General features: G+C 34.4%; 16 protein-coding genes and 1 pseudogene. 1 reads left to right on the plus strand and 16 read right to left on the minus strand.

Annotated features, from left to right (window positions below):
- The first annotated feature begins 121 nt into the window (after window positions 1-121).
- Window positions 122-211 carry a YjcZ family sporulation protein gene (locus K332_RS23545; protein WP_084287759.1) on the plus strand — a complete coding sequence of 30 codons (90 nt, stop codon included), beginning with the start codon at window positions 122-124 and terminating at the stop codon, window positions 209-211.
- 130 nt (window positions 212-341) lie between these two features.
- On the opposite strand, the pseudogene K332_RS21965 reads toward K332_RS23545, so the two are convergent.
- The 16 genes and pseudogenes from K332_RS21965 to K332_RS0105775 form a co-directional block, all read right to left on the minus strand.
- Window positions 342-708 (minus strand): annotated as a pseudogene (locus K332_RS21965) (GNAT family N-acetyltransferase).
- Window positions 709-1,022: 314 nt separating this feature from the next.
- Window positions 1,023-1,484: a site-2 protease family protein gene (locus tag K332_RS0105705; protein ID WP_026906598.1), complete on the minus strand. Its 462-nt coding sequence runs from the start codon at window positions 1,482-1,484 to the stop codon at window positions 1,023-1,025.
- A 26-nt stretch (window positions 1,485-1,510) separates the two neighbouring features.
- Complete coding sequence (locus K332_RS0105710) at window positions 1,511-1,948, minus strand: peptidylprolyl isomerase (RefSeq protein WP_026906599.1); 438 nt, start codon at window positions 1,946-1,948, stop codon at window positions 1,511-1,513.
- 232 nt (window positions 1,949-2,180) lie between these two features.
- Complete coding sequence (gene lysA, locus K332_RS0105715) at window positions 2,181-3,488, minus strand: diaminopimelate decarboxylase (RefSeq protein WP_026906600.1); 1,308 nt, start codon at window positions 3,486-3,488, stop codon at window positions 2,181-2,183.
- Window positions 3,489-3,661: 173 nt separating this feature from the next.
- Window positions 3,662-5,134 carry a spore germination protein gene (locus tag K332_RS0105720; RefSeq protein ID WP_026906601.1) on the minus strand — a complete coding sequence of 491 codons (1,473 nt, stop codon included), beginning with the start codon at window positions 5,132-5,134 and terminating at the stop codon, window positions 3,662-3,664.
- A gap of 19 nt (window positions 5,135-5,153) precedes the next feature.
- Window positions 5,154-5,582, minus strand: coding sequence for a stage V sporulation protein AB (locus K332_RS0105725; protein WP_026906602.1), 429 nt, complete (start codon window positions 5,580-5,582; stop codon window positions 5,154-5,156).
- On the minus strand, window positions 5,560-6,180 hold the full coding sequence (locus tag K332_RS0105730) for a stage V sporulation protein AA (protein WP_026906603.1): 621 nt from the start codon (window positions 6,178-6,180) through the stop codon (window positions 5,560-5,562). Before K332_RS0105730 ends, K332_RS0105725 begins: the two co-directional genes overlap by 23 nt.
- Window positions 6,181-6,720: 540 nt before the next feature.
- Window positions 6,721-7,476 (minus strand): RNA polymerase sporulation sigma factor SigF, encoded by a 756-nt coding sequence (sigF, locus tag K332_RS0105735; RefSeq protein WP_026906604.1) that lies wholly within the window; start codon window positions 7,474-7,476, stop codon window positions 6,721-6,723.
- 11 nt (window positions 7,477-7,487) lie between these two features.
- Complete coding sequence (gene spoIIAB / locus K332_RS0105740; RefSeq protein WP_026906605.1) at window positions 7,488-7,931, minus strand: anti-sigma F factor; 444 nt, start codon at window positions 7,929-7,931, stop codon at window positions 7,488-7,490.
- Window positions 7,928-8,281, minus strand: a complete 354-nt coding sequence (gene spoIIAA, locus K332_RS0105745) for an anti-sigma F factor antagonist (RefSeq protein ID WP_026906606.1) — start codon at window positions 8,279-8,281, stop codon at window positions 7,928-7,930. Before spoIIAA ends, spoIIAB begins: the two co-directional genes overlap by 4 nt.
- 105 nt (window positions 8,282-8,386) lie before the next feature.
- Window positions 8,387-9,565 (minus strand): D-alanyl-D-alanine carboxypeptidase family protein, encoded by a 1,179-nt coding sequence (locus K332_RS0105750; RefSeq protein ID WP_026906607.1) that lies wholly within the window; start codon window positions 9,563-9,565, stop codon window positions 8,387-8,389.
- 174 nt (window positions 9,566-9,739) lie between these two features.
- Window positions 9,740-11,044, minus strand: coding sequence for a pyrimidine-nucleoside phosphorylase (locus K332_RS0105755; RefSeq protein ID WP_026906608.1), 1,305 nt, complete (start codon window positions 11,042-11,044; stop codon window positions 9,740-9,742).
- A gap of 18 nt (window positions 11,045-11,062) precedes the next feature.
- Window positions 11,063-11,887, minus strand: a complete 825-nt coding sequence (locus K332_RS0105760) for a purine-nucleoside phosphorylase (protein WP_026906609.1) — start codon at window positions 11,885-11,887, stop codon at window positions 11,063-11,065.
- 15 nt (window positions 11,888-11,902) lie between these two features.
- The gene (gene deoB, locus K332_RS0105765; RefSeq protein WP_026906610.1) at window positions 11,903-13,078 is read right to left on the minus strand and encodes a phosphopentomutase; all 1,176 of its coding nucleotides are present in this window, start codon (window positions 13,076-13,078) and stop codon (window positions 11,903-11,905) included.
- A gap of 98 nt (window positions 13,079-13,176) precedes the next feature.
- Entirely contained in the window at window positions 13,177-14,067 is an 891-nt protein-coding gene (xerD, locus tag K332_RS0105770) for a site-specific tyrosine recombinase XerD (RefSeq protein ID WP_026906611.1), read from the minus strand.
- 3 nt (window positions 14,068-14,070) lie between these two features.
- Window positions 14,071-14,277, minus strand: a complete 207-nt coding sequence (locus tag K332_RS0105775; protein ID WP_026906612.1) for a YqzK family protein — start codon at window positions 14,275-14,277, stop codon at window positions 14,071-14,073.
- Window positions 14,278-14,375: the final 98 nt, after the last annotated feature.

Genomic DNA, 14,375 nt, shown 5'->3' on the forward strand with positions numbered 1-14,375 from the left:
ATAAATTTATAATAACCTGTTTTAAACGCCTATACAATGGGGTAGCCACCTACATAAGTTAATAACGTAAGATAAATGTTACCCAAACATTTATGCTAATTAAGTTAAAGGAGGAATTTTAATGGGTGCAGGATATAATGCTGGTGGAGGATTTGCTTTAATTGTAGTATTGTTTATTTTATTAATCATTGTTGGAGCTGCTTGGTTATAATATAGAATTTAATTACAATTGAATTCATCCAACAAAATGACTAACTCAGTAATAAAAATCAGCCCTATCATTTAAGTAGGGCTGGTTTTGTTCTGTCTAGAAATCTTAATTTCTATTGTTACTGAATTCCCTAGTCATCAAGATTACTTTCATGAACGTAATGCTCATAAAAACTCTGTATTGGCTCCTGAGCAATTATCTTATAATTCGAACCATAAAGTTTAGTTATTTCTTGAATCATTTTTTTTACCAATGCCGATATTCCTATGTGAAGGATTTACGGAAATATGTTGAATAATTGCTTTATCACCATCAACTCGTAATCCGATTGCACCAATAACGTCATCAGCTTCTTTCCATAGATAAAGATGCCAATTTGAATTAGCCTCATACTCTTTTATCGTAGTCTGCAATTTTTTCACATCTTTTTCTTCAGGCATAAAAGACAGTAAACCCATTGCAATCTTTTCCGAATTTTTTTTATAGCGATTTAACATAAATACCCCTCATAACATGAATAACTTTTATCTAATAGTTTACTTTTAAATTGGAGTTTGTACTATATTATTGTCCTATTAATCTATATTTGTCAAATTATGTTTAAAAAAACTTGTATTTACATATTTTTAACGAATAAGTTTTTATTCTACAAACAGAAAAGATTGATATACTTTTCCCTACTAAAAAACGAAAATGATCCAATAAAGAAAACCCCAGATAATTCCTATTGATAGTAATGTAACAAATAGTAGGATATTTTTCTTTCGTTGATTCAAAGTTCTCATCCTTCACTATTATTGACAATTTCAACCTACTTGTATACATTTTTCGAAAACAATTCTCTAACAATAATATAGCCATCTGATTCCTGTTTTCCTATTTTAAAAGGAATACAATTAACCAAAAATAGCCAACCATTGTATAACATAAAAAAAAGTATGAATGTATTTGGTAGGTTCATATAAATAAGGTAAAAGATGAATACCATTATTGCATTTAATAATGGCCCTAAAAATGTGATATAAATCATTTCATGAGGCCGATAAACATTTTTTCTGTTACTTACCGTTAAGCCAGAGGTGAAAAAAGCTATTCCAACTTGAATGTCAGTTTGATGCGTTAACAACCTAAAGATTCTTCTTCCTCGCCCAACATATATGGTAATATCATCCGCTCTTGCTAGCTTTGCACCTAGCATATGACCTAACTCATGAATGAAGTTACTTATGGGTGCAACGATAAATACTAAGTAAATCAATAATACTGTATTCATCTAATTCTACCTATATTAATTTTCACTTATTCTGAAATAATCTTAACTTCTTTCATTACATCACCATTTCTCATTGCCTTTGCATGTTCAATACCAGAAGTAACTTGGCCAAATACTGTATGGACCCCATTCAAGTGTGGTTGTGGTTCATGTACAATAAAGAATTGGCAGCTACCAGTATCTCTTCCTGCATGGGCCATAGAAAGTGATCCCTCTACATGTTTATGTGGATTATTGTCAGTTTCACATTTGATTGTGTATCCTGCTCCACCAGTACCATTTCCTACAGGGCATCCACCTTGGCTTACAAAACCTGGGATGACACGGTGAAATGTTAATCCATCGTAGAATTTTTCGTTTATTAGCTTTTCAAAATTTTCTACTGTGCCTGGTGCTTCATTTGGATATAGTTCAAATTCAATTTTATTTCCATTTTCCATAAGGATATAGCCTTTTTTAGTCAAAATATTCATCTCCTATTATGTAGTGATTCTTATTAATATCTTGTTTATGATAACACTTTTGAACATTAATTTAAAGTTTGTGTGCTTTTAATTAGAAATAAAAATACCCAACTCACTTTTAACACTCAAGACCAAAATATACCTCACTTTCAAGTACAGGTGCGACATATCTAACTAACCTACCCAGAACAACTAATTTTTTTTGGTACGTTCCAATACCAATCCATGTAATCTACTCATATGAGAGGTCATGGCTTAGAACGTCCTGATAGGTTTCACGTTTGATTACTAGTTTGTCTTGCCCATTTTCCACGAAAACTACTGCAGCTTTTTGAATGCGATTATAGTTACTTGCCATGGAGTAACCGTATGCTCCTGTCGATAAAATAACTAATATGTCCCCACTTTTCACACGAGGAATTGGTAGGTCCCAAATTAGCATGTCACCTGATTCACAGCATTTCCCAGCAACAGAAACTACTGTATCACTCTTTTCCGCAGCTCTATTGGCAAGTAACCCATGATACTTCGCTTGATAAAGAGCAGGTCGAATATTATCTGTCATCCCGCCATCTACAGAAATATAATCCCTAACTCCTGGAATATGTTTTTGTGATCCAATCGTATACAATGTTAACCCAGCATCACCAACAATAGAACGACCTGGTTCTATCCAAATTTCTGGTATTGGAATATCAAGTTTTCTACTTTGTTCACGCACTGTTTCTACTAATCTCTCAACATAATTTTGTAGCGGAATTGGTCGGTCATCTTCTGTATAACGAATGCCAAATCCTCCACCTAAATTTAATACTTCTGGGACATAGCCATACCTTAATTTCCAATCTAATAATGTTCCAAACAATATATTAGTTGCGGTAACAAAACGATCTGTCTCAAATATTTGCGACCCAATATGACAGTGTAATCCTTTAAAGTTTATGTACTTATTATCACGTAATTTATTGAAAGCCTCTTCTGCTTGTCCATTATTCAAATCAAATCCGAACTTAGAATCTTCGTTACCTGTCATGATATATTGGTGGGTATCCGATTTAATACCTGGAGTAACTCGGATAATGACATCCATTTTTTTATTATGCTGTTTTAATAATGATGTTAATAACTCGATCTCATAAAAGTTGTCAACAACAATACAACCGATATTATTTTCAATCGCCATCACTAATTCTTGTGTATTTTTGTTGTTCCCATGCATATGTATCTTTGCTGGATCAATTCCCGCTTTAAGAGCAGTGTATAATTCCCCTTCTGATACAACATCAACAGATAAACCTTCTTGTTTCACTACCTGTAGAATCGCAATTGAAGAGAAGGCTTTACTGGCATAGGCAACCTGTGCACGAACACCTAATTTTTTAAAGGTATCTACAAAGGCTCTGCAGCGATTACGTATAACCGATACATCATAAACATAAAGTGGTGTACCATACTTTTTGGAAAGTTCTACGGTGTCCATTCCACCTATTTCCAAATGACCTTTATTATTTATTTGAAATGGATATTGTTCCAATGACATTTTCCCTCACCTATCCTTTCAAAATATCGCAAGTTTACTGGCAGTATAATCTAGTTAACGAATAACTTAGTATAGATTCTAGTGCTTCTCATTATGGATACTTATTAAGTAAGGTATCATAAACACCCCGAAAACAAAAGAATAAAATCCCTTACATTGAAGGGATTTTATGGTTAAGACTTTCGAATCTTAGACTGACTATACACATTTTTCGGGTGAACGATAGATGGTCTTGTATTGACAAAAGGTGTCGGTATACGAATGATTGTCCTTAACATGGCTTTTGCATTAAACGGAATAAAGGGCCAAAAATACGGTGTTCTAAATGACTTTAGATTAATTAGGAATATAATTAACATCAAGCTACTGATTATATATCCAATTATACCGAAAAGTGCAGTCGAAATTAGTAATACAACACTAGCAACTTTGTTTGCCACACTGAGTTCATAGCTTGGGGTTACATATGTTCCAATTGCACTAATTGCCGTGTATAGAATAACTTCAGGGCTGAGTAATCCAACATCAATTGCAATTTGACCGATTAATACTGCTGCAATTAATCCCATTGCAGTAGATAATGCTGTAGGTGTATGAATGGCAGCCATTCTTAAGAATTCCATCCCTACTACTCCTAGTAGTAATTGAAAGACGATCGGGATATTTCCTTCCTCATTTGGTCCAATGAATGAAAGCTCCTTCGGTAATAAAGTTGGATCCATAACAAATAACAACCAGGTTGGTAATAAAAATAGAGACAATAGAATAGCTAAAAATCGAATCCATCTAATTAGCGTACCGATTAGTGGTGCTTGACGATACTCCTCAGCATGCTGAGTATGGTGAAAATAAGTGGTAGGGACAATCATCACACTTGGTGACGTGTCAACGATTATCAGAACGTGCCCTTCTAACAGATGGTTCGCTGCAACATCTGGTCTTTCCGTAAATCGCACCAACGGAAACGGATTCCATTTTCTTTCCACAAGAAATTCTTCTATTGGTTTTTCTGCCATTGTATTACCATCAACACTTATGTCTCTAATTTTTTCTTTGAGTAATCCAACTAATCCATCATCTGCTATATCTTTAATATAACTTATACAAACGTCGGACTTTGATCTCTCTCCAACCTTAAGCATTTCGTTTCTTAGACGCGCATCACGTATTCTTCTTCTAGTCAAGCTAGTGTTTTCAATGATATTTTCTGTAAATCCATCTCTGGATCCACGAATTACTCTTTCCGTATCGGGTTCTTGTGGGGTTCTTCCAGGATAATTCCTGACATCAACCGTATACCCAAATCGTTCTCCATCAATAAAAATAACAATTAAACCTGATAGCATTTGATCAACAGCTTCATCCATTGTTTTAATGGTTGACACCTGCTGATGTAGAATCCTATTTTTAATTATTTCTGCAACTTTATTTGTTTGTCTCTCTTTTTCGTTTAGATTTACTAATTCTTGGATAATATCCTGGATAATTAAACTATCTATTAATCCGGTTACATAATAAAGTTGTATCTCTGTCTTTAAAAGTGTAATTTCACGAAAGCCTACATCAAAAGAGACATCTACACCTATTCTTTCTTTTAAGTAAGCAGCGTTTTCTTTTATTTTTGCTGATACAGGATGTTGAGTCAAACTTAATCCTCCATTCTGCTTATTTTACTAATATGAGCCACTGAAATAAGGAGCCAACTATTTTCCCAAAAACAACAGCCATTATCAATGTAATTATTTTTGCTTCCAAGCCAATTCGTTTCGATATTAATGGAAATACATTTAACACTTCTGTTAAAGCAGCAGCAAGCATACCATTAAAGATTCCATGAAAAATACCCCAAAGTGCTAGAAGTATCACAGGATGAGACCATGTAACATTTGAAAAAGAGAAAAATGTACCAACAATGGAGCCAAGTACAACACATGCTGTATATACTTTTAACAAATGGGAGGTCCTACTTAACTGAATTAGCCTAGGTATAATCCCCAATACAGTGAGAAAAGCAACAAATCCACTACCTACTGCAAGCCCTCCTGAAAAGCCAATAATGACCTCTAATAAATTAATGAGGATATTTAGGATCATTTAGCTTATTCTCATGATAGCTCACATAATCATCTAATGACTTTTGATAATTATAGAGTTCAACTTCTAAGGGGCTTGGCTCTTCATTAAAACGCTTATTAAACCAATGATTAAAAAACAATATCATCCCTATACCCAAACCAAATGAATATGGAATTTGAATCCATAAAGGGTACTCATTTTCTTCACCAGTTAAAAGATAATGTAGTTTTTGTTGTACCTCCTGCATGCTAACATCATAATGAAAGTTCACGATTGTCATGGCTGTACCAATAAATAAAAGAATCCATACAAAGGCTATGATCAATATGTTCGGTGGTTTTTTATTTTTTACTATATTAACTATAGTTTGTTCTGGTCCAACCAATTGTATTTCAATATTAGGATAGTTTTGTGTTAAATGTTTTATGATTAAAAAACTATCCAAAATAACCAATTCTTTATCCTTTTCGGTAATACGATATAACTTAATTTTTTCTAATTCGGCTACTACATCTTTAGAATGGGAAGAAAGAAACGCAATATCCTTTAATTTAATTTCCGTTAAATTCTTTACTTCCAGTTTCCTTTTCAGCCGTAAATAAACAATTCCTTCCAAAATACTTCACCTCAGAAAAAAGCAATTTCAGTACTTGTTATTATTAGTCTAAAAGGAAATATTATGAGGAAAAATCGTACTATAATAATTATGGTTTTCTAAAGTAGCAATATAAAAATATATTATTTTATGAATTGTTGTTATCCCCAAACATTATATCTAATGAACAATATGTATAAAGTGCGCAGTGACAAGGACTACGATTTCTTAAATCCGGCCCATGTTTTCCTGAATCGGTCGCATGTTCTATCTATGAGGGCCCATATTTCCCGAATCGGTCGCATGTTCTGGCTGCAAGGGCCCATGTTTTCCTGAATTGGTCTCATGCTCAGTATAAGAGGGATCATGTTTTCCTGATTTAGTTGCATGGTCTTGCACGCCTTTAGACCTCGACAGCGAAAATCTGTATTTTTATAGGGAAATTTCAGCTGAAAAATGATTAGTAGTTACTTCACACTTTCCATCAAATGCAACTAACTTTAAGAAAAGTCTCAATACAAAAAGAAGGTTGCCAAGGGGAAAGTCCCCTAAACAACCTTCTTAAGGATTCATTTTGTTTTTCATATCAAAAAGTATCTTTTTTTCTAACCTGGAGACTTGTACTTGTGAAATGCCTAGTCTCTCTGCTACTTCTGATTGTGTTTTATCTTTATAATATCGCAAAAACAGGATTAATCGTTCCCGTTTATTTAAACCTCTAATGGCTTCTTCTAGAGATAATTTATCAAACCAATTAGAATCTTGGTCAGCAATTTGATCTAATAGAGTAATTGGATCGCCATCATTCTCAAATACTGTTTCATGGATGGAATGTGGCGTTTTAGCTGCTTCTTGGGCATGGACAACATCCTCAGGAGAAATCTCCAATGCGTCAGCAATCTCATTTATTGATGGTGATCTTCCTAATTGCTTCGTAAGTTCATCTTTTTTCTTACGAATTTTATTTCCGATTTCTTTTAATGAACGACTTACCTTTACACTTCCATCATCACGAAGAAACCGTTGAATCTCACCAATAATCATTGGGACAGCATATGTCGAAAATCGAACATCATAAGATAGATCAAACTTATCAATCGATTTTATCAAACCGATACTCCCGATTTGAAATAAATCGTCCGGATCATATCCTCTATTCATGAATCGTTGAACAACAGACCAAACTAACCGAATATTTTTTTCCACCAAAAAGTCCCTAGCATCTTTATCACCTTGCTGACTTTTTAGGATATATTCCTTTACCTGGTCATCCGTTAATGCTTCATTTTTTTTAGTGTTTTTTACATTAACATCCATAGGCATACATCCTAATTATAAACCGTTTTACTTTTGGTTAACTGTTTTCTCATATAAACTGTTGTTCCTTCTCCCTGTTGGGAAATAACTTCCACAGCATCCATGAAATTTTCGATAATTGTAAAACCCATCCCAGAACGTTCTAATTCAGGCTTTGAGGTAAATAAAGGTTGCCTAGCTTCTTCGACATCATTGATACCTATTCCATAATCACGGATAGTTAACTCGATTTCACCTTCATCATCTAACTTACAAGTAATTGCCACTTTATGGTCTGGCTCGTTATTGTAGCCATGGATAATCGCGTTCGTAACTGCTTCAGAAACAACTGTTTTTATTTCCGTTAATTCTTCCATTGTTGGGTCTAGTTGTGCAACAAAAGCTGCTACTGTTACACGGGCAAATGATTCATTTTGACTGACACTAGCAAACTCAACATGCATTTCATTTTTCATGAAGCCACCCCCAAAGTCTCTAATGCAAACTCTTCATTCTCCTCAAGACGAATAATTTTAAACATACCAGACATTTCAAACAAACGTTTGATTGATGGTGGTATGGAACATACAACCATTTGACCTCCTAATTGGAGAACTTCTTTATATCTGCCTAGGATTACTCCTAAACCAGAACTATCCATAAAACTTACCTGTTCAAGATTTAATATGACATGTTTAACTGAGTTATGGTATAACATATCCTTCCATTCATCACGTAAACTTTCAGCTTCATGATGATCCAATTCACCAGATAAGCGAACAATTAGTACTTCTTCCTTTACTTCAAAAGCAAAATTAAGCCCCATTCAATAGTCCTCCTTACATACCTTTGTATGTATAAATTCAAGATGAAAGGTGCTAATTCCTGCCTTAAGACAAAAGTAGAAGTAATCCGATAAAATTAGAGTTATTTAGTTATTTTTTGACAACTTCTGTATTGATCGTTTGAATAATGTAAATAGTGATGCTTTATCTATATCAACTTCAACCACTAATGGCGTTTTAGAAACTAAAGTATCTCCATTTTTAACAACTAAAGTGCCTACTTGATCACCTTTTTTTAGTGGTAATTCAACATTGGCTAAATCAACAGAGGTTTTTAAGTTCTCTATCGATTCCCCCTTTTTATAAAGGGTGCTAATTGATTCAGAAGCAACAACATTTACATTATTTTCCTCTGATTTTAGTAGATCAAGTTTTGTAATGACTTGCCCTTTATCAAATAACTTTTTCGATTCGTACGTATTAAAAGCATAATCTAACATATTTGAAACTGCTGCATTACGTTCTTTCGGAGTATCTACTCCCAAAACTACTGCAATAACTCGCATATCATTCTTTTTGGCTGTTGCTGTTAAACAGTATTTTGCTTCATTTGTAAATCCTGTTTTTAATCCATCTACACCTGGATAGAACCGAACCAATTTATTCGTATTAACAAGCCAAAACTCATCCTCTGTACCTTGACGTAAATAATCTTCATAAACAGAAGTATATTCTGTGATGGACTCATGACTTAATAGTTCCTTTGCCATCATTGCCATGTCATGTGCAGTACTATAATGATTTTCAGCAGGTAATCCGGTAGTATTCTGAAAATGTGTGTCTTTTAATCCTAATTCTTTCACCTTGTCATTCATCCGATTGACAAACTCATCTTCACTTCCTGCAATTCTTTCGGCGAGTGCAACACTTGCATCATTAGCTGAAGCAATAGAAACTCCCTTCAAAAGATCATTAACTGTCATTTCTTCTCCAGCTTCTAAAAATATTTGTGATCCACCCATCGAAGCGGCATTTTCACTTATGCGAACAACTTCATCCTTTTTTAGAGAACCCTTTTCTAACTCTTCCATGATTAGAAGTAGGGTCATAATTTTAGTCATACTAGCAGGTGGTAATTTTTCATTAGCTTGTTTCTCATACATAATTTTACCTGTGTCACGCTCAATTAAAATGCCAGATTTTGCTTCAGGTGCTAAATCCAACGATTTTTTCTGTGTTGCATCTCCTTCTTCAGCCATTACTTGTATGGAAAATAAAGAAAGTGTTATTACAAGTGTCATAATCATTAGGATATATTTTTTCATCTTGGTTAACCTCCAGCAATCAATATATTTCTAGTTTTTCCAAAATGAAACAAACTTATAACACTCTTGTAAAATATAATCTAATACAAATAAATTGTGATTGTTCCTTATAGGATTTTAAATATAAAAAACTAGGCTCTCACTGAATTGCCTAGTTTTTTATAGGTGAAACTGTTATTCTGTTATCGTTCCGTAAATTAATACAGGTGATTCAACTTCACCATCAGAAATTAAAATACTCTTTTCAATTATTTCTATTACCGAACTAACTTCTTCCGTATTACTATGCAATGTTAAAAGAGATTCACCTTCTGAAACGGAGTCCCCAACTTTTTTATGAAGTACAAGTCCTGCTGCTAGGTCAATCACTGATTCTTTAGTAGCTCTTCCTGCTCCTAACATCATTGCAGCAGTTCCTATTTGATCGGCAATAATTGTTTTTATCGCTCCAGATTTCTTTGCTTTAACCTCTACTTGGTATTTAGCTTTTGGTAGGTGATCTGGATTATCAATCACTGATGCGTCTCCACCTTGTGAAGCTAGGAATGTTTTAAAATGAGCTAGCGCTTTTCCGTTTGAAAGATTCTCTTCAAGCATTTTTCTAGCTTCTTCAATACTAGATGCCTTCTCAGCTAAGACTACCATCTGACTACCAAGAACTAGACATAGTTCTGTTAAATCTTCTGGACCTTTGCCCTGTAAGGTATCAATAGCTTCCTTTATCTCTAATGCATTTCCAATTGCAAACCCTAATGGCTGACTCATATCAGAAATAACAGCCATCGTATTTCTACCAACTTGTTTTCCAATAGAAACCATTGCATGTGCTAGTTCTTTTGCATCGTCAATTTCTTTCATAAATGCTCCTGCACCAGTTTTCACATCTAACACTATTGCATCAGCACCAGACGCTATTTTTTTACTCATAATAGAGCTCGCTATTAATGGTATGGAGTTTACAGTTGCTGTTACATCTCGAAGACTATACAACTTTTTATCTGCAGGTGTTAAATTACCGGTTTGACCAATTACAGATACTTTATTTTTATTTACAAGATCAATAAATTCTTCATTTGTAATTTCTGTATGAAAACCAGGTACGGATTCCAACTTATCAATTGTTCCACCTGTATGTCCTAAACCTCGTCCACTCATTTTTGCAACCGGTGCCCCAACAGAAGCTACTAGCGGTGCTAATACTAAAGTTGTCGTATCTCCAACACCACCAGTAGAATGCTTATCAACTTTTATACCAGAGATGGCTGTAAGATCAATCTGATCACCGGATTCTACCATAGCTTTCGTAAGTGTTGCTCTTTCTATTTCTGTCATATCTTGAAAATAAATAGCCATCATTAATGCACTAACTTGATAATCAGGAATATCACCATTTGTATAACCATTTATAAAAAAATAGATTTCTTCTTCTGTTAATTCTTTTCCATCACGTTTTTTTTCAATGATGTCATACATGCGCATAGATTTAAATACCTCCCCTTAATTCAAAGATAGAGTATGAATTATTTTCTTAACAAATTTTAGAAAGTCGTGTTTTACTTTATCAGTAGTTTCAATAACCTCATCATGTGTTAATGGTTGATCTAAAATTCCTGCAGCCATGTTTGAAATACAAGAAATTCCAAGCACTCTCATGTTTGCATGATTTGCAATCATCACTTCCGGAACAGTAGACATCCCAACCGCATCACCGCCTAAAGTTCGTAACATACGAATTTCAGCAGGTGTTTCATAAGCCGGACCGGTGTTTCCGACATAAACACCGGATTGAATTTTTAAGCCTAGTTTTTCTGCAGCTTTACGAGCTATCTCTGCATACTCTTTGTCGTAAGCAGATGACATATCTGGAAAGCGTGCACCTAGCTGTTCATCGTTTGGTCCAATTAATGGGCTTGTTCCCATATTATTAATATGATCCGTTATGAGCATCAAATCTCCCGGTTGAAAGCTTTCATTGATACCACCGGCAGCATTTGTTACAATTATAGACCCAATTCCAAGTTCTTTCATAACCCTAATTGGAAAAGTAACTTGTTGCATCGTATAGCCTTCATAAAAATGGAAACGACCTTGCATAGCAAGTACCTGCTTCCCTTCTAACATACCAATTACTAATTGACCCTTATGACCAGAAACTGTTGATTCTGGAAAATACGGGATTTGATTATAAGGAATTACTACTGGGTTTTCGATTTCCTCAGCTAAAATCCCCAAACCAGACCCAAGAACTAAGCCAAGCTCTGGCTTAGTTGTTAATTTACTTTCAATAAATTGACTAGCTTCTTGAATAGTTGAAAAATCCATATAGTTCTCTCCCAATTAAATTTCATTTAAAAAGCTTTTTCCATGTTCAGGAAGTTGCACATTAAAGTTATCTGCCACAGTAGCACCAATATCAGCAAAGGTTCTTCTTAATGGCAATTCCTTTCCTACTTCAATTCCATTATGATAAACAAGCAACGGTACATATTCACGTGTATGATCTGTTCCATGATGTACAGGATCATTTCCATGATCGGCAGTAATAATTAATAAATCATCATTCTTCATCTTATTAATTACCTCAGAAAGTCTTTCATCATACGCCTCTAAAGCTTCACCATACCCGTGCGGATCACGTCTATGACCATATTTCGCATCAAAATCCACTAGATTTAAAAAACTTATTCCTGTAAAATCCATAGTTAACGTTTCCACTATTTTAGTCATTCCATCGTCATTATCTTTTGTACGAAGTGATTTGGTTACCCCTTCACCATCATATATATCCGATATTTTTCCAATTGCAATAACATCATAGTTATTATCTTTTAACGTATTCATAACTGTTTTGCCAAAAGGTTTCAAGGCATAATCGTGGCGGTTAGCGGTACGTTCAAAAGCACCTGGCTTCCCAACAAAAGGGCGAGCGATAACTCTACCTACCATATACTTTTCATCTAATGTAAGCTCTCTAGCAATTTCACAAATACGATATTGTTCTTCAATCGGAATTATTTCTTCATGTGCTGCTATTTGTAGTACAGAGTCCGCAGATGTATAAACGATTAATGACCCGCTCTCCATATGCTCCTTTCCAAGCTCGTCCAAAATAGCTGTACCGGAAGCAGGTTTATTCCCAATAATCTTCCTTCCAGTTCTACTCTCTATTTCATCTATCAATTCTTTAGGAAAGCCATCTGGAAAAGTTTGAAAAGGCTGTTCGATATGAAGACCCATTATTTCCCAATGGCCAGTCATCGTATCTTTTCCGTTGGAAGCTTCCTGCATTTTCGTATAATGCGCTTTTGGTTTCTCTGCTTTTTCGATTCCTTTAATTTCTCTAATATTACTTAAACCTAATTTACCCATATTAGGCATATGTAAACCATTCATATGTTCCGCGATATGCCCTAGTGTATCTGCTCCTTTATCATTGAATTGTTCAGCATCAGGAGCCTCACCAATACCAACGGAATCCATAACGATTAAAAATACACGGTTGAATTTTCTCATCTGATCTACCTCCTAAATCTTATGGTGTCTTATTTTTATAATTATATGTTTCAAATAACAGGTTGTAGGATGTCAGACAACCTACACAAAAAGAAAATCTATGCACGAGGATGAAAAGATTTATACATATCTTTTAATCTTGTTTTTGTAACATGTGTATAGATTTGAGTCGTAGAAATATCTGAATGACCTAGCATTTCTTGAACAGCACGTAAATCTGCACCATTTTCTAACAAATGAGTCGCAAAGGAATGTCTTAATGTATGCGGTGTAATATCTTTTGCTATATCCGCTTCAACTGTTAGCTTCTTGAGAATCTTCCAGAATCCTTGTCTAGTCATTGGTCTCCCGTGTTGATTCAAAAATAATACTTTCTCATCTCTGTTCTTTTTTAATAGATTTTGGCGGGAATTTTGCAAATAATTTTCAACTGCTTGTTCAGCTACGTCCCCAAGAGGAACGATTCTTTCTCTCGATCCTTTACCAAAACAACGTATAAATCCCATTGTTAGATGTAAATCATCTGTTTTCAAGGACACTAGCTCACTTACGCGAAGTCCAGTTGCATACATAAGTTCAAGCATCGCTTTGTTCCGAATATCCAATGGCGAGTTACTGTTAATATTCAAAAGCTTGTCCACTTCGTTAATAGATAAAATATTTGGAAGTTTTTTTTCTTTCTTTGGTGTTTCAATATGTAATGTTGCATCATGATGAACAATTTCCTCACGTAATAAAAAGTGATGAAACTGCCGAATAGAAGAGATTGTACGTGCGATTGTTGCTGCGGATTTCCCTTCATCTCTTAATTGATATAAGAAACTTACAATATCTGCCCTATTAATCTCGTTCCAAGATACATGCTGGTCAGCTTTCATTTTTTCTGTATATCTATTTAAATCTCTTTTATAGGACATTAGTGTGTTATCAGATAATCCCCGCTCAACTTGCAGATAATGAAAAAAATCATTGTAAGCATGATTTAACATTCTCTACTCCCCTAATCGAAAAAAGATATTTAGACGCTCAATAAAGCTTTGTTCACTATTGAATACCTTTACAGCTGGACCGTTCGGTGAATCATAGCGATGGAACTGTTCGTACTCGGAATGCATTACTTGAAGACCAAAGTAAAATAAGCATGTACAAGTAACAAATATAACAAAAACTTTTACAGTATCCCATACCATCCTTTTCATATGGCATTTCTCCTTTAATAAAGTACTAATATTAAAAGATATGCCAAAAAAGATTCACTTTATACATATTAACTAGAAAACTAGTCCTATTTATTTAT

The sequence above is a fragment of the Paucisalibacillus globulus DSM 18846 genome, assembly GCF_000482485.1.
In the GTDB taxonomy this organism is placed as follows: domain Bacteria; phylum Bacillota; class Bacilli; order Bacillales; family Amphibacillaceae; genus Ornithinibacillus; species Ornithinibacillus globulus.